This is a genomic window from Gordonia sp. (in: high G+C Gram-positive bacteria) (assembly GCF_012515855.1).
Lineage (GTDB): Bacteria > Actinomycetota > Actinomycetes > Mycobacteriales > Mycobacteriaceae > Gordonia.
On record NZ_JAAYXO010000014.1, the window covers coordinates 16,052 to 30,384 of the forward strand.

Here is a 14,333-nt window from a genome sequence, read left to right on the forward strand (position 1 = left end):
GTCGTGAGTACAGCGATCTTCGTTCACAACGCCCAGGTCTACATCCTGCTGGCGATCACCATCGTCGCCGGCGTCACCTCGACGGTGGCGCTGGTCCATGCGGCCATCACTCGACCCGACGCGTTCACCGCAACCGACGCGCAGTCGAAGACCTTCTGGGTGTCGATTCTGGCCGTCTCGACCATCCTGATCTGGGTGGTTCAGGCGGGTTTCGGGATGGGGCTGATGTTCTTCCTGGCCGCGGTGACCGCGATGCTGGTCTACGTGGTGGACGTCCGGGTCCGGATCGACGGCGTTCTCGGTCGTTCCTGGTTCCGCAAGAACGCGTAGAGACGCGGAGTCATCACCGGTGAGTGAATACCGCATCAACGACCTCGCCCAGGTGTCCGGGGTCAGCGTCCGAAACATTCGCGTGTACCAGGATCGCGGTCTGCTGCCGCCGCCGACCATCCGCGGTCGCACCGGCTGGTACTCCGAGGAGCATCTGGTCCGTCTCAATCTGATCTCACGCATGCTCGAGCGCGGCTACACGTTCGCCACCATCAGCGAACTCCTCCACGCCGCGCACTACGGAATGAAGGTGGAGCACGTGCTGCGCGCGGCCCCCAAGGGGGGCAGGCTGCGCAGTATCAAGCGCGCCGCGACCATCACCTTCACCGAATTGAAGAAGACCTTGGGCGCCGACGAGCGGGCCATCGGCCTCAGCCAAAAGCTGGGACTGCTCACCAAAGACGGCACCCACTATGCAATCCGCAACCCGGAAGTGCTCGAAGGCGCCGAGGCGCTGGTCAAGGGCGGCATCGACATCGATGACCTGCTCGAGCGATGGGTGCGAGTCGAGTCGGATCTGACCGATGTCGCTCGCAGTTTCGTATCCATCATCACCGACCAGTACTTCGACGAGAATCTGCCGGACCTCAGCGAGGAGAAGTTGGCGAAGATCGCCGAACTGATCCAGACGGTTCGGCCGATGGCTCACGAGATCGTGGAGACGACCTTCAGTCGCGCACTCGACAAGGAGATCTCTCGCGCGATCGGCGATGCCACCACTTTTTTCGACGCGAAGCAGCGTGAGGCTGCAGGTGACAGTCGGGCGACCGACGGCCGAACGGAAGAGGACGACCAATGACGAGCAAGAGCAAGTGGGCAACCACCCGCAAGTGGGGCACGATCGCAGCCGCGGCGTTCGCCGGGGCGACGGCGGCACAGTTCGCGATCACCGGCGGAGCCATGCTCCGCGAAGTCTTCAAGTACCCGGATCCGGTCGAGGACGGCGCCGATCCCCGCTTGAACACGCCCACTCACGCGATGCGCTCGTCGGTGGTCGGGACGCCCGACGGCACCCTGCTGCACGTGGTCGCGTCGGGCGACATCGCCGACTCGGACGAGATCCTGGTCCTGATCCACGGCTGGACCTGCAACACCGCGTTCTGGAACGCCCAGTTCAACCATTTCGGCGGCACTCGTCCGGTCGTGGCATACGACCAGCGCGGACACGGCCTGTCGGAGCTCGGTTCGGTGAAGCCCAGTGTCGAGATGCTGGGGCAGGATCTGCAGGCGGTCCTCGAAGCGATGATCCCGGAGGGCAAGCGGGCCGTTCTCGTGGGTCACAGCATGGGTGGCATGACGATCATGTCGTGGGCCCAGCAGTTCGGTGCGGGCATGGAGGACAAGGTCTCGGCCATCGTGCTCTGCGCCACGGCGGCCCGCGGCGTGGTCCAGCGGCAGCACCTGATCCCGGACTCGCTGCCGACCCTGGCCAAGCCGGGCAAGAAGGTGCTGGCGCGGGTCTTCACCTCGGCGCCGTTGCCGCTGCCGGTGAACTCCCTGACCGCGCGCTTCGAGCACTACGTGTCACTGGGGCCGGTGGCCCGAGCGGCGCACGTCGCGTTCTCCGACCAGATGGTGTCGGCGTGCTCGCCCACGGCGCGGGGTGCTTGGGGCGCGGCGATGTACCGGCTCGACGTGCTGTCCGGCCTGGACAAGGTGACCGTGCCGACCGTCGTCGTATCCGGTTCCGCCGACCTGCTGACCCCGCCGAAGCACTCCATCGAGATGGCGAGGGCCCTCAGCAGCCGCGGCTTCCTGCACTCGCACACCACCTACGAGGGCTCCGGTCACATGGTGCCGTTCGAGCGCGCGGATGCGTTCAACGCGCTGCTCGACGATCTCCTGGTCGGGGTCAGCGAGGCAACTGGCAGTTGACGAGTACCGGTTCGGGGTGCAGGTCGACGCCGAAGGCGTCCCGCACCCCGTCCCGGACTCGTCCGGCCAGCGCGAGCAGATCCGCTGTGGTCGCCGATCCGCGGTTGGTCAGCGCCAGGGTGTGCTTGGTCGAGAGTCTGGCCGCGGCGTCGTCGCCGGGGAAACCCCTGGTGAAGCCGGCGCGTTCGATCAACCAGCCGGCCGACAGCTTGACGCCGGCGTCCGCCGGATAGCGAGGCACCGCGACGTCGGGGCCGACGCGCTCGGTGATCCGCGCCAGAATGTCGTCGACCTGCGACTCCGGCACGATCGGGTTGGTGAAGAACGAGCCGGCGCTCCACGTGTCGTGATCGGCGTCGTCGAGCACCATGCCCTTGCCGCGGCGCAACTCCAGCACGCGCTCACGGACTCGTGCGGCCTCGGCGGTGCCGCCGGGCTCCACGCCGAGCGCGGTCGCCAGTTCGCGATAGGCGATCGGCGCCGACACCCCGTCGGGGTTGAGCCAGAACGACACCGCCAGCACCACTTCGGCGTCGCGCCCCTTCAGACTGCTGGTGCGGTAGGCGAGGTCGAGCGCGTCGGGACCCACCCATCGGGTCTGCCCGGTCGCTCGGCTCAGCAGTCGGACCTCACGCAGAATGTCGGCCACCTCGACGCCGTAGGCCCCGACATTCTGTACGGGGGTGGTTCCGGCTGCCCCCGGGATGCCGGACAGGCACTCCAGGCCGCCGAAGCCCGCAGCGACGGTGTCGGCGACGAGGGCGTCCCAGTCGTTGCCTGCTTCGGCGATCACGTACGGGCGGCCGTCTTCCTCCGCGTACTCGATCCCGGTCGACGCGACCACCACGGCGGTGCCGTCGAAACCGTCATCGCCGATCACCAGGTTGGAGCCGCCTCCGACGATCAGGACGGATTCGCCGCGCGAGTCCAAGTCCAGGACCGTCGCCACCAGCGCATCCGTCTCGGTGCACCGCACGATCGCCCGTGCGGGCCCCCCGAGGCGGAGGGTGGTGAGCGACGCCAGCAGCGGGCCTACGGTCTCGGGTGAATTCGTCACGCGAGTAACGGTAGCCTGACTCCTATGTCGAGCAAGTTCGAGCATTCGGTCAGTTACCCGTGTTCGGTGGCCGCGCTGTGGGCGCAGATCAGCACCGAGCAGTATTGGCACGAGCTGATCCAGGCGACCAACGCCGGTCACGGCTCCGTCGATTCGGTCGCGATCGACGGGGACACGGTGACGGTGGTGACCACGCAGGGCGTCGGCGCGGAGAACCTGCCGTCGGTGGTCACGGCCGTGCGTCCCGGCGACCTCGAGATCCCCCGCACCAGCGTCTTCCGATTGGTCGGAGAGACCATCACCGGATCGATGAAGGCCCAGGTCAAGGGTGCGCCGGCGACGATCGAAGGCGACATCACCATCAGTGGCGATCCCGCCGTCGCGAGCTACCTCGGCACGGCCAACGTCGGCATCCCCTTCGTCGGCGGAAAGATCGAGAAGGCCATCATCGAGCAGGTCGGGCACCTCCTCGACGCCGAGCGCGACGCCACCGTCGAATTTCTGCAGGGATAAATCTGCCGTTACGCTGTTTCACATGGCACGACGGCTCAGCTACTCCGCCCGGTACACGCATCCGGCCGAGACGATCTACCAGGCGCTCTCGCAGAAGAACTACTGGGAAGACCTCATGGAGGGATTCCGCGAGTTGACGCCCATCTCGAACGTCCACGAGTTCGAGCGAAACGACGACGGCATCCGGGTGACTCTTCAGCAGACCATCACCCGCGACATGCTGCCGCCGATCGCGCAGACCGTGATGATGAAGGACATGCTCATCACGCGTGTCGAGACCTACGGATCGTTCGACCCCGCGGGCACCACCGGCACGTACACCGCGTCGATCCCGGCCGGACCGGGATCGCTGACCGGTGAGCAGGAGCTCTTCTCGACCGAGACCGGCTGCACGATTCGCAAGACCACCGAGGTCAAGGTCTACATCCCGTTCGTGAACGCCAAGCTCGAGCAGCTGATGCTGGTGAACCTCGTCGATCTGTTCCGCGGCGAAGCCGAGTTCACCTCGACCTGGGTGCAGGACAAGCTCGCATGAGCCGGTCCGGCCTCGCGGCCGGACGTCCCCGCGGGCGGATCACCCGCGGCACCACGAACATCAATCGGCTGCGTCGGGTCGATCGCGCGATGGTGAGCGATCGACGCATTCGGCAGGCGTTGGCCGTCGCGCATCCGCTGGCGGTTGATCTGGGCTACGGCGGGCGCCCGGACACCGCGGTGGAGATGGCGACCCGGCTGCGGAGCGTCGTCCCGAATCTGGACATGGTGGGACTCGAGATCGACCCCGAACGCATCGTGCCGCCCCGCGATGGTGTGCGGTTCGCGCTCGGCGGGTTCGAGTTGGCCGGGCTGCATCCTCACCTGGTTCGCGCTTTCAACGTGCTTCGTCAATACGACGAGGACGAGGTCGCCGCCGCGTGGGCCCAGATGCAGGCCGCACTGGCGCCCGGCGGGTTGATCGTCGAAGGCACGTGCGACGAGATCGGTCGCCGCTGCTGCTGGATTCTGCTCGACACCGACGGCCCGCTGGAGCTGACCCTGTCGTGGTCGCCTGCGCACACTCAACACCCCTCCGAGCTCGCGGAACGGCTGCCGAAGGCGCTGATCCACCACAACATCGCAGGCGAAGCGATCCACGCGCTCCTCGTCGCAGCCGATCGCTGCTGGGACCGGGCGGCCTCGCATGAGACGTACGGACCGCGCGACCGCTGGCGCTACGCCCGCGAGATGATGGTCGACTCGGGGATCGCGGTCACGATTCCGCGGGGGCGTCGGGTCGACAATCTGCTGTCGGTCCCGTGGGAGTTGGTCGCGCCGAACTGAGCCTGTCGTTCGTTCAGTGGGACCTGCCAGGATGTCCGATATCGGGTTTACGATTGGCGCATGTCGACCCCAGGCCAGCCCGATAGTGACCCGTTCGGCGAGACGATGTCGCGCCCGCTGCCGACCGGCGGTGCAGGCGGGGGCACGCCGCCCCCGTACTCGCTGACGAAGGCCCCGTCGACTGACCAGAGCGGTGCGGTCGACAGCCGAACATCCCAGATCCCGACGTCCCAGTTCCCGACGGCCGATTACTCCGACACCCAGTACGCCGTCAGCCCGCACTACTCAAACGAGCAGTACACAGACCAGCATTATTCGGACACCCAGTACGCGAACACCCCTTACCCGGGGAACCAGCACCCGTCGGGTCCGCCGACGGGCGGCGGCTACCCGGTGTACGGCTACTCGCAGCCGCCGTCGGGAGGCAACGGCCGCGCCGTGCTGCTCGGCATCGCGATTGCCTGCATCATCGGTCTGGTGGCGGCCGCCGCGGTGATCTGGACCAAGGTCGCGAACTCCGACGACGACGTGGTGGCGAACCAACCGGGGACCACCGAGGTGCAGCAGGCCCCCGACACCGTGACCGAGGTGGTCGACCCGACCGCCGACGCGCTGCGTCAACTGCAGGAGCGCACGGCGTCCGACGCCACGACCATCCGATCGTCGCACGACAATCGATGGGCGGCGCAGATCAGCGCCAAACAGCCCGGTCTCTACGCCGATGGTCGTACCTGGGATTACCAGTCGATCCTCGCCGAGCACAACACCTCGCGGTCGCGTTATCCGCAGGTGAAGTTGCTGAACTCCAGCGAATGGCCGGTGTTCTCGCAGCAGAACTGGTGGATCACCGTGTCCGCGCAGAACTTCGCGACCCCGCAGGCGGCGCTGTCCTGGTGCCGCAGCAGCGGCTTCGACCGTGATCACTGCTTCGCCAAGCTCCTCAGCAGCACCAGTGGGCCGGAGGGATCTACGCTCTATCAGAGGTGACCGACGCGTCTGAGGGAGTGCACATGCGACTGGCGATGGCCCAGATCGGTTCGAGCGACGATCCGGAGGCCAACTTGGCCACCGTCGTCGACCGGACCGCGCGGGCGGCAGCCGACGGCGCCGACCTGATCGTCTTTCCGGAGGCGACGATGTGCCGATTCGGCGTCTCGCTGCGGAAGGTCGCGCAACCGCTCGACGGGCCGTGGGCCAGCGAAGTCGTTCGAGTGGCCGACGCCGAGAACATCGCCGTGATGGCGGGCATGTTCACCCCCGCGGACGACGGTCGGATCCACAACACGGTGCTGGTCGCCCGCCCGGGACGCGAACCGGTCGGCTACCACAAGATCCACCTGTTCGACGCCTTCGGTTTCGCCGAGTCCAAGACCATCGCTCCCGGCGACCAACCGCTCGTCGTCGACGTCGCCGGGCATCGGGTGGGGGTCGCCACCTGCTACGACATCCGGTTTCCCGCGCTCTTCGTCGAACTGGCGCGACGCGGCGCCGAACTGATCGCGGTGCCGACGTCGTGGGGATCGGGCCCGGGCAAGGTGCAGCAGTGGGAGGTGCTGTCGACCGCCCGCGCCTTGGACGCCACGGCGTTCGTGGCCGCGGTGGGGCAGGCCCTGTCCGACGATCCGGCGATCAGGGATTCCACAGCCCCGACGGGGATAGGTCATAGCCGCCTCTCAGATCCGTTCGGTAGCGTGATCGCCGACTACGATTCTGCGGCGCACACCGGCGTCCACGACATCGACCTGGGCTTGACACGCAAAGCGCGCGAGGCGCTGGCCGTGCTTGCCAATGCCCGCGAAATTCCCCGACTGGATGGGACCACACGCATATGACCGAGCGAGACCCCTCGTCGCAGCACCCCGACGACCTGACCGCGGACGAGCCAGCGGTCGACGAGTCGACCGCTGATGAGTCGACGGCTGCCGTCGAGCCGAATGCCGACGCCTCGTCCGCTGATGGGCCCGCCGGCGAGCAGTCGGCAGACGACGCCACGAGCGAGATGTCCGCGGGCGATCAGCCGACCGTTCCCGTGCCGTCGAACGACCCGCCGCCGGCCGTCCTCGACGAGACCCCCACCGGAGAAGTGATCACCGGGCCGATCCGGGCCGTCCAGGACCCGAAGACGCACGCCTACTCGCAGACGGGCAAGCCGCCGACGATGCAGATGGATGCGCTGGATTCCAGCGCGTTCGAGCCGATTCCGTCGGGTCCGCCGACTCCGCCGCCCAGCGGCCCGGTGATGTCATCGCCGATGAAGTCGTCGGGCGGTCGCAAACGCGGACGCGGTCGGACCATCGGTCTGGTGGTGGCCGCTGTGGTCCTGCTGGTGGTGATCGCGGGCGTCGGCTCCGAACTCTACATCCGAAACAAGGTCACCAGCTGCCTGCAGACCTCCTTCGACAACCTGACCGGCACGCAGACCGACGTCTCCGTCTCGCGACGACCGATGCTGCTGTCGATGATGGACGGCGACGTCCCGTGGGTTCAAGTCGACACCTCGTCGGGCGACAGCAACAACATTCGCCTGCACGCCCGCGCGGAGGGGATCAGCACCGACGGCGGCACCGTGCAGAAGCTCGAAGGCAACGGCTTCCTGCCCTACGAGCGGATCAAGTCGCTGACCCAGGGGGGCGAGGGTAACGGTCAGCAGACAGGCAGCACGATCGAGGAGATCACCGCCGACCCGTCGGCCGGGACGTTGAAGATCTCGACCACCTTCACCGTCGCGATCATCCCGGTGCCCGCCACCGTCACCTTGAAGCCCATCGTGAAGGACGGTGCGGTGACGTTCGAGGTCAAGGAGGCCACCGCCCTGGTCTTCGGCCTGCCGAACGACTTCGCCCAACCGGTCGTCGATCAGGTCACCACGGCCATGTTCGGCCCGCTCTTCAAGCAGATCAAGGTCTCGAAGCTCGACGTCGCCAAGGACGGTGTCGACTTCGCGTTCGCCGGTACCGACGTCAACCTGAAGTCGGCGGCTGAGCAGATCGGCGACACGAGCGGCGGAAACGGCTGCTCGGTCTAGGTCCTGCCGCTGACCTCCCCGATCGCCTTTCCACCGTTGATCGTGACCCGCTCCGGGTAACGATCAACGGTGGAAGTGTTTACGGGCTACTCGGGGAAGCCGTCGAGCACCGCGCGGCTGCCCGACAGGCCGAGCCTGGTGGCCCCGGCCGCGATGAGCTCGGCGGCGAACTCCGCGGTCCGGATGCCGCCGCTGGCTTTGACTCCGAGATCCGGTCCGACCGCCGCGCGCATCACCTCGATCGCGCGGACGCTCGCACCGCCTGACGGATGGAATCCGGTGGAGGTCTTCACGAAGTCGGCGCCGGCCTCGACGCAGCGACGGCACACCTGGGCGAGGCCTTCCTCACCGATCGTCTCCAGGAGCACGGCCGACTCGACGATCACCTTCAGCACCACGTCGTGGCCGATGGCCTCGCGGACGGTCATCACGTCGGCGAAGACCTCGTCGTAGTTGCCTGCGACCGCCGCGCCGACGTCGATCACCATGTCGACCTCGTCGGCGCCGGTGTCGACGGCGAGCCGAGCCTCGGCGGCCTTGACCAGCGAGTGGTGCTTGCCCGACGGGAAGCCCGCCACCACGCACGTCTCGGCTGTGCCGGTGTCGATCGGCAGCATCGACGGCGACAGACAGATGGCGTAGACACCCAGATCGAGTCCTTCGGTGACGGTGGCTTCGGCCTCCGCGCGCGTGGTCTCGGGCTTGAGGATCGTGTGGTCGACCATCGCTGCGACAGCCGCTCGGGTCAGGTTGGTGTTGATCACGAATTCGAGCTTGGCACACTTAGACGGGTGAGCAACTCCCAGATCTCCTCAGACGACGACGAACGTCGTTTCGTTCTGACTCTCGGCTGCCCCGACCGCACCGGCATCGTCGCCGGACTCTCCGGGTTCTTGACCGGAGTCGGCGGCTGGATCACCGAGGCCGCATATCACTCGGATCCGTCGACGGGCTGGTTCTTCACCCGCCAGGCGGTGCGCGCGGACTCGGTCGGCATGCCGGTCGAGGAATTCCGTCGGCGGTTCGCCGAGGTGGCCGCGATGTTCGGTCCGGAAGCGGAATGGAACGTCACCGACTCCGGTGCGGAGAAGTCGGTGGTGCTGCTGGTGAGCAAGGACAGTCACTGCCTCACCGACATCCTCTCGCGTGCCGAGCGTGGCGACTTCCCGGCGCAGGTGAGCGCCGTGGTCGGCAATCACCGGGATCTGGAGCAACTGACCACCCGTTTCGGCATCCCGTTCCACCACGTGCCGTTTCCGAAGGAGGGCAAGGCCGAGGCCTTCGCCGAGGTGCAGCGGATCGTGGAGGGCTACGACCCGAATGCGATCGTGCTGGCGCGTTTCATGCAGATCCTGCCGCCCGAGCTGTGCGAGGCGTGGGCCGGGCGGGCCATCAACATTCACCACAGCTTCCTGCCGAGCTTCATCGGCGCCCGCCCGTATCACCAGGCCTTCGATCGCGGCGTCAAGCTGATCGGCGCCACGTGCCACTACGTGACCGCCGACCTCGACGCGGGTCCGATCATCGAGCAGGACGTCAGCCGCATCGACCACGGTTACTCCGCCGCCGACATGGTCCGCCAGGGCCGTGACATCGAGACGCTGGTGCTGGCCCGCGGCGTCCGCTGGCACCTGGAGCACCGGGTCCTCGTCCACGACCGCAAGACGGTGGTCTTCCAGTAGCGGACGCGTGTCCGCGTAGCCCTACAAGCCCAGGTCCTTCGCGATGATGGTCTTCATGATCTCCGTGGTGCCGCCGTAGATCGTCTGGATGCGCGCGTCGACGAACGCCCGCGACACCGGGTACTCGCGCATGTAGCCGTACCCGCCGTGCAGTTGCAGGCATCGGTCGGCGACGCGGACCTGGAGTTCGGTGGTCCACCACTTGAGCTTGGCGGCACGGGCTGCGGTGAGCTCGCCCGCCACGTGCTGGGCGAGGCAGTCGTCCAGGAAGGTGCGCGCCAGGTCGAGCTCCGTGGCCAGCTCGGCCATCACGAACTGGGTGTTCTGGAAGCCGCCGATCGGCGAGCCGAACGCACGACGCTGCTCCACGTACTCGCGGGTGGCCGCGAAGACCCCTTCGGCGGCGGCGACGGCGCCGACCGCCAGCGACAGGCGCTCCTGCGGAAGATTCCGCACCAGCTGATAGAAGCCGTCGCCCTCGGCGCCGAGCCGGTTGGCGACGGGCACGCGCATGTCGGTGAAGGCGAGCTCGCTGGTGTCCTGCGCGTGCAGACCGATCTTGTCGAGATTGCGGCCGCGCTCGAAGCCGGGGGTCTCGGCGTCGACCACCAGCAACGACAGTCCGCCGTGCCGCTCGGGGCCGGTGCGCACGGCCACCACGAACAGGGTGCCGTTCTCGCCGTTGGAGATGAACGTCTTGGCGCCGTTGACCACGTAGTCGTCGCCGTCGCGGACCGCGGTGGTCGCGATGCCCGCCAGATCGCTGCCGGTGCCGGGTTCGGTCATCGCGATGCCGAGCACGGTTTCGCCCGTCACCGTTCCGGGCAGCCAGCGGGCCTGCTGTTCGGCGTCGGCGAGGTCGGTCAGGTACGGAAGCACCACGTCGTTCTGCAGTGAGAACGCGATCGCGGCGGCGGCCGCACCGACGCGGGCCACCTCTTCGACGATGATCGCGTGGTAGCGGAAATCGTCGACCCCCGGTCCGCCGAACTCCTCCGGAACCGGGAACCCCAGGAGTCCGTGTCCGCCCGCGTCGGTGAACATCGACGCGGGCAGTCGGCCCGACTGCTCCCAGCCCTCGTGCTGACCGACGATCTTCTCGGCCACGAAACTGCGGGCCAGATCCCGGAACTGCCGGTGCTCGTCGTCGAGTTGCAGTGCGCTCATGATCGTCCTCCCATGTGCTCGAAGCGGCCGGAAGCGAGGTCGTCGCGAGCCTGTTCGGTGGCCTTGTAGTGCAGCTTCTTCCCGGTCGCCGAGACCGGGAGCTGATCGACGAACCGGTAGGCGCGCGGCCGCTTGAACGACGACAGCATCGGATGGTGGTGGCAGTGGGCGTCGAGTTGCTCCGCGCTGGTGGTGTCGCCGTCGACGCGCACCACATACGCGACCACCCGCTGCCCCCATTCGTCGTCGGGCACGCCGACCACCAGCGAGTCGGCGACGCCGGGATGGGCGTTCAGCGCTTCCTCGACCTGCACCGGGTGGACGTTCTCGCCGCCGGAGAGCAGCATGTCGTCCTTGCGGCCGACGATTGTCACGAACTCGTTCTCGTCCCAGGTGGCCAGATCGCCGATGTACAGCCAGCCGTCGCGGAACTTGGCGGCGTCCTGCTCGGGATTGTCGTAGTACTGCGCGGCGCCCTTCGGGGAGCGGACGATCACCTCGCCGACCGCGGTGTTGTCGCGGGCGACGACGTCGCTGGGATCAGCCAGCCCGCCGTCGCGGACGGCGACGACGGCGACGTCGTCGTCGATGCACGAGCGGCCTGCGGTCCCGGCCATGGCGGGCAGGTCGGTGGGCCGCAGGAAGGTGTTCCAGAATCCCTCGGTGCTGCCGTAGCCGTTGAAGATTCGCGGATTCAGCACTTCCTGGTAGTGCAGCGCGGCCTCGCGCTCGAGCGGTGCGCCCATGGTCACGAGACCGTTGAGCGTCGAGAGATCGCGCGGGCGGGCCACCTGCGCGCGGGCCAGCATCGCCAGGTTGGTCGGTGCGCCGATCAGGAAGGTGAGCCCCAGCCGCTCCACCAGGTCGAGCGTCGCGTTGGCATCGAAAGTGTGCATCGGGACCAGTGAACTGCCCAGGTAGAAGGTGGGGTTGGGGCCCGCGCAGTACAGTCCGCCGCGATGGAACCACGGCGTCATGTTCAGTGTCTTGTCCTCGGGCGAGAGCGGGAACTGCATGATCACGTCGTGCGCGCTGAAGACCTCGATCATGCTGTTCATCGGCACGGCCTTCGGCATGCCGGTGGTGCCCGAGGTGAACAACCGCGTGGTCTCGTCCCACACCGTGCGCTGCGGCGGCGGGGGCGTGCCGCCCGGCTCCGGAAGGTCGCGGTAGCGGAGGACGGTGCTGCCGTCGCGTCCCGCGAGCGGTTCGCCGTCCCCGACCGCGACGAGCACCTCCGGCACGTGGGTCGCGTGCTCCAGGGCGGTCGCGACGACCTCGCCGAGCGAGGTGTCGTAGACGAAGACCTTCGGGCGCGTGGTGCTCAGGATGTAAGCGGTCTCGCCTGCGGCGAGCCGGAAGTTCATCGGGGCTCCGACCGCGCCCGCGGCCTGCGTCGCGAGGTAGAGCTCGGCGAACTCGGGACCGTTGTGCAGTTGATAGGCCACCACGTCGCCGGGCTGCACGCCCGCCGCGATCAAACCCGCAGCGAGGGCGTCGACTCGGCCGCCGAGGTCGGCGTAGGTGATGTTCTCGCCGGTCTCGGCGAGCTGAATCGCCGGGCGGTCGGCGAAGCGATGGACGTTCCGACGGAAGCCGTTCAGGTAGGTGAAGTCGTTCTCGAAGTACTCGCGGTAGGCGCGGGCGTCGTATGTGTAAGACATGATCGGGGGCTCCTTGAACGAGGCGCGGTCAGCCGGCCATGGTGAGGCCGCCGCTGGCGCTGATCACCTGGCCAGTGATGAACGACGCGGCGTCGGACGCGAAGAAGACGACCGGCGCGGCGATCTCCTCCGGCCGCGCGAGACGGCGGAACGGGATGGCCCGGATCAAGGCCTCCTGCAGCTTCTCGGCCTGCGACGCGAACAGCGGCGTGTCGGTGGGGCCGGGGCAGACGCAGTTGATGTTGATACCGTGTCGCGCCATCTCGCGAGCCAGCGACTTGGTGAGCGCGATGACGCCGCCCTTCGCTCCGGCGTAGATGGTCTCGCCCGCGCTGCCGACGCGGCCCGCGTCGCTGGCGACGTTGACGACCTTGCCGCCGTTCCCGGCGTCGACCATCCCCGGCAGGAACGCGCTGCACATGTGCACCGGACCCAGATAGTTGATGGCGACGACCTTCTCGGCGAACTCGGGGGTGGCATTCAGGAATTGGTCGGTGCGGTCCCAGCCTGCGGCGTTCACCAGGATGTCGGCGACGCCGAGTTCGGCGGTCACCCGGTCGCGGAGCGCGTCCACCCGACTGCGGTCGGCGATGTCGACTTCCATGGCGTGAATGCGTCCGGCCGGTCCCTGCTCGACGGTCGCGATGGCGGCGTCGAGGTCGAGGTCGGCGGCGACGACGGTGTCACCGCGCTCGGCGAGGGCCAGGGCGATGGCACGGCCGATGCCCGAACCGGCTCCGGTGACGACGGCGATGGATGTGGTGCTCATGGTGGCGGTTCCTTCTCGTGCGCTGGTCGGATCAGGCGGTGGGGGCGGTCGGTGCGGCCGATGGGAAGGCGGGCGCGCGCTTCTCGCGGAGCGCGGTGTAGCCCTCGACGACGTCGGGCGCCATGAAGCAGAGCATCTCGTAGGCGGCCGACTGATCGAAGATGGGACCGGCGTTGCGCATCCAGTTGTTCAGCGACTTCTTGGTCCAGCGGATGGCGTTCTGCGAACCGGTCGCCATCACCTCGGCGATCCGGAGGGCTTCGTCAAGCACCTGGTCGCGGGGGAGGGCCTTGGTGACCAGGCCGATCCGCTCGGCCTCGGCTCCGGTGATCATCTCGCCGGTCATCAGGTAGTACTTGGCCTTGGCCATTCCGGCGAGCAGCGGCCACAGGATCGCGGCGTGGTCGCCCGCGGCGACACCCAGCTTCACGTGCCCGTCGCCGAGCTTGGCGTCCTCCGCGCAGACGGAGATGTCGGCCAGCAGGGCGACCACGGTGCCCGCGCCGACGGCGACGCCGTTGATCGCGGAGATCACCGGCTTGTTGCAGTCGACGAGGCCGTACACCAGGCGGCTCATCTCATCGAGCATGTCGGCCACGCGTTCGTGGTCGCCTGCCATGGCTTCGACCATGGAGAGGTCGCCGCCCGCGGAGAAGGCCTTGCCCGCCCCGGTGACGACGGCCACGCGAGTCTCCGGGTCTGCCGAGACCTCGCCCCACACCCGTGCGAGTTCGGCGTGCATCGTCTCGTTGGTGGCGTTGAAGACCTCGGGTCGGTTGAGGGTGATCAGCAGGACGCCGTTGGCGCGACGTTCGAACAGAAGATGCTGGTAGTCGGAGAAGTTCATGATGACCGTCCTTGCGTTCGGGTGCCGTGTCGAGTGAGAATGAACATTGGTTCATTAATGATGAACATAGATTCATTAGTGCGG

At 67.6% G+C, this 14,333-nt stretch carries 16 protein-coding genes; 10 read left to right on the forward strand and 6 right to left on the reverse strand.

The annotated features are described in order from the left end of the window. Nucleotides 1-3 precede the first annotated feature (3 nt). From GX543_RS00760 to GX543_RS00770, 3 genes are read left to right on the forward strand one after another with little or no spacing between them, the layout of a single operon-like run. Nucleotides 4-330 carry a DUF2516 family protein gene (locus GX543_RS00760; RefSeq protein WP_290849140.1) on the forward strand — a complete coding sequence of 109 codons (327 nt, stop codon included), beginning with the start codon at nucleotides 4-6 and terminating at the stop codon, nucleotides 328-330. Between the two features lie 19 nt (nucleotides 331-349). Next, complete coding sequence (locus GX543_RS00765; protein WP_290849142.1) at nucleotides 350-1,129, forward strand: MerR family transcriptional regulator; 780 nt, start codon at nucleotides 350-352, stop codon at nucleotides 1,127-1,129. Beyond that, nucleotides 1,126-2,205: an alpha/beta fold hydrolase gene (locus GX543_RS00770; RefSeq protein ID WP_290849144.1), complete on the forward strand. Its 1,080-nt coding sequence runs from the start codon at nucleotides 1,126-1,128 to the stop codon at nucleotides 2,203-2,205. Before GX543_RS00765 ends, GX543_RS00770 begins: the two co-directional genes overlap by 4 nt. Here the strand turns inward: GX543_RS00770 and GX543_RS00775 are convergent. Beyond that, the gene (locus GX543_RS00775; RefSeq protein ID WP_290849146.1) at nucleotides 2,183-3,262 is read right to left on the reverse strand and encodes a UDP-N-acetylmuramate dehydrogenase; all 1,080 of its coding nucleotides are present in this window, start codon (nucleotides 3,260-3,262) and stop codon (nucleotides 2,183-2,185) included. The two genes, GX543_RS00770 and GX543_RS00775, sit on opposite strands and share 23 nt — an antisense overlap. 24 nt (nucleotides 3,263-3,286) lie before the next feature. On the opposite strand from GX543_RS00775, the gene GX543_RS00780 reads away from it, so the two are divergent. From GX543_RS00780 to GX543_RS00805, 6 genes are read left to right on the forward strand one after another with little or no spacing between them, the layout of a single operon-like run. Beyond that, nucleotides 3,287-3,775: a DUF2505 domain-containing protein gene (locus tag GX543_RS00780; protein ID WP_290849148.1), complete on the forward strand. Its 489-nt coding sequence runs from the start codon at nucleotides 3,287-3,289 to the stop codon at nucleotides 3,773-3,775. Nucleotides 3,776-3,797: 22 nt separating this feature from the next. Next, entirely contained in the window at nucleotides 3,798-4,310 is a 513-nt protein-coding gene (locus GX543_RS00785) for a DUF2505 domain-containing protein (protein ID WP_290849150.1), read from the forward strand. Continuing rightward, nucleotides 4,307-5,095, forward strand: coding sequence for a class I SAM-dependent methyltransferase (locus GX543_RS00790; protein ID WP_290849152.1), 789 nt, complete (start codon nucleotides 4,307-4,309; stop codon nucleotides 5,093-5,095). Before GX543_RS00785 ends, GX543_RS00790 begins: the two co-directional genes overlap by 4 nt. A 60-nt stretch (nucleotides 5,096-5,155) precedes the next feature. Further along, nucleotides 5,156-6,082, forward strand: a complete 927-nt coding sequence (locus GX543_RS00795) for a hypothetical protein (RefSeq protein ID WP_290849154.1) — start codon at nucleotides 5,156-5,158, stop codon at nucleotides 6,080-6,082. 23 nt (nucleotides 6,083-6,105) lie between these two features. Then, on the forward strand, nucleotides 6,106-6,927 hold the full coding sequence (locus tag GX543_RS00800) for a carbon-nitrogen hydrolase family protein (protein WP_290849228.1): 822 nt from the start codon (nucleotides 6,106-6,108) through the stop codon (nucleotides 6,925-6,927). After that, nucleotides 6,924-8,120, forward strand: a complete 1,197-nt coding sequence (locus tag GX543_RS00805; protein WP_290849156.1) for an LmeA family phospholipid-binding protein — start codon at nucleotides 6,924-6,926, stop codon at nucleotides 8,118-8,120. The genes GX543_RS00800 and GX543_RS00805 overlap by 4 nt, the downstream gene beginning before the upstream one ends. A gap of 86 nt (nucleotides 8,121-8,206) precedes the next feature. On the opposite strand, the gene deoC is transcribed toward GX543_RS00805, so the two are convergent. Then, complete coding sequence (gene deoC / locus GX543_RS00810) at nucleotides 8,207-8,884, reverse strand: deoxyribose-phosphate aldolase (RefSeq protein WP_290849158.1); 678 nt, start codon at nucleotides 8,882-8,884, stop codon at nucleotides 8,207-8,209. Nucleotides 8,885-8,911: 27 nt separating this feature from the next. Here deoC and purU point away from each other — a divergent pair, with 27 nt between their 5' ends. Further along, complete coding sequence (gene purU / locus GX543_RS00815) at nucleotides 8,912-9,802, forward strand: formyltetrahydrofolate deformylase (protein WP_290849160.1); 891 nt, start codon at nucleotides 8,912-8,914, stop codon at nucleotides 9,800-9,802. Nucleotides 9,803-9,823: 21 nt separating this feature from the next. Here purU and GX543_RS00820 read toward each other — a convergent pair whose 3' ends face one another. From GX543_RS00820 to GX543_RS00835, 4 genes are read right to left on the reverse strand one after another with little or no spacing between them, the layout of a single operon-like run. Continuing rightward, the gene (locus tag GX543_RS00820; RefSeq protein ID WP_290849162.1) at nucleotides 9,824-10,969 is read right to left on the reverse strand and encodes an acyl-CoA dehydrogenase family protein; all 1,146 of its coding nucleotides are present in this window, start codon (nucleotides 10,967-10,969) and stop codon (nucleotides 9,824-9,826) included. Then, the gene (locus tag GX543_RS00825) at nucleotides 10,966-12,633 is read right to left on the reverse strand and encodes an AMP-binding protein (RefSeq protein WP_290849164.1); all 1,668 of its coding nucleotides are present in this window, start codon (nucleotides 12,631-12,633) and stop codon (nucleotides 10,966-10,968) included. Before GX543_RS00825 ends, GX543_RS00820 begins: the two co-directional genes overlap by 4 nt. Before the next feature lie 28 nt (nucleotides 12,634-12,661). Continuing rightward, complete coding sequence (locus tag GX543_RS00830; RefSeq protein ID WP_290849166.1) at nucleotides 12,662-13,402, reverse strand: SDR family oxidoreductase; 741 nt, start codon at nucleotides 13,400-13,402, stop codon at nucleotides 12,662-12,664. Nucleotides 13,403-13,433: 31 nt separating this feature from the next. Beyond that, entirely contained in the window at nucleotides 13,434-14,249 is an 816-nt protein-coding gene (locus GX543_RS00835; RefSeq protein ID WP_290849167.1) for an enoyl-CoA hydratase/isomerase family protein, read from the reverse strand. Nucleotides 14,250-14,333: the final 84 nt, after the last annotated feature.

Coding starts and splice junctions, on each gene's coding strand:
- GX543_RS00770 (WP_290849144.1), top strand. CDS start 1,126: ATGACGAGCAAGAGCAAGTGGGCAACCACCCGCAAGTGGGGCACGATC.
- GX543_RS00780 (WP_290849148.1), top strand. CDS start 3,287: ATGTCGAGCAAGTTCGAGCATTCGGTCAGTTACCCGTGTTCGGTGGCC.
- GX543_RS00785 (WP_290849150.1), top strand. CDS start 3,798: ATGGCACGACGGCTCAGCTACTCCGCCCGGTACACGCATCCGGCCGAG.
- GX543_RS00790 (WP_290849152.1), top strand. CDS start 4,307: ATGAGCCGGTCCGGCCTCGCGGCCGGACGTCCCCGCGGGCGGATCACC.
- GX543_RS00795 (WP_290849154.1), top strand. CDS start 5,156: ATGTCGACCCCAGGCCAGCCCGATAGTGACCCGTTCGGCGAGACGATG.
- GX543_RS00800 (WP_290849228.1), top strand. CDS start 6,106: ATGCGACTGGCGATGGCCCAGATCGGTTCGAGCGACGATCCGGAGGCC.
- GX543_RS00805 (WP_290849156.1), top strand. CDS start 6,924: ATGACCGAGCGAGACCCCTCGTCGCAGCACCCCGACGACCTGACCGCG.
- GX543_RS00820 (WP_290849162.1), bottom strand. CDS start 10,969: ATGAGCGCACTGCAACTCGACGACGAGCACCGGCAGTTCCGGGATCTG.
- GX543_RS00825 (WP_290849164.1), bottom strand. CDS start 12,633: ATGTCTTACACATACGACGCCCGCGCCTACCGCGAGTACTTCGAGAAC.
- GX543_RS00830 (WP_290849166.1), bottom strand. CDS start 13,402: ATGAGCACCACATCCATCGCCGTCGTCACCGGAGCCGGTTCGGGCATC.
- GX543_RS00835 (WP_290849167.1), bottom strand. CDS start 14,249: ATGAACTTCTCCGACTACCAGCATCTTCTGTTCGAACGTCGCGCCAAC.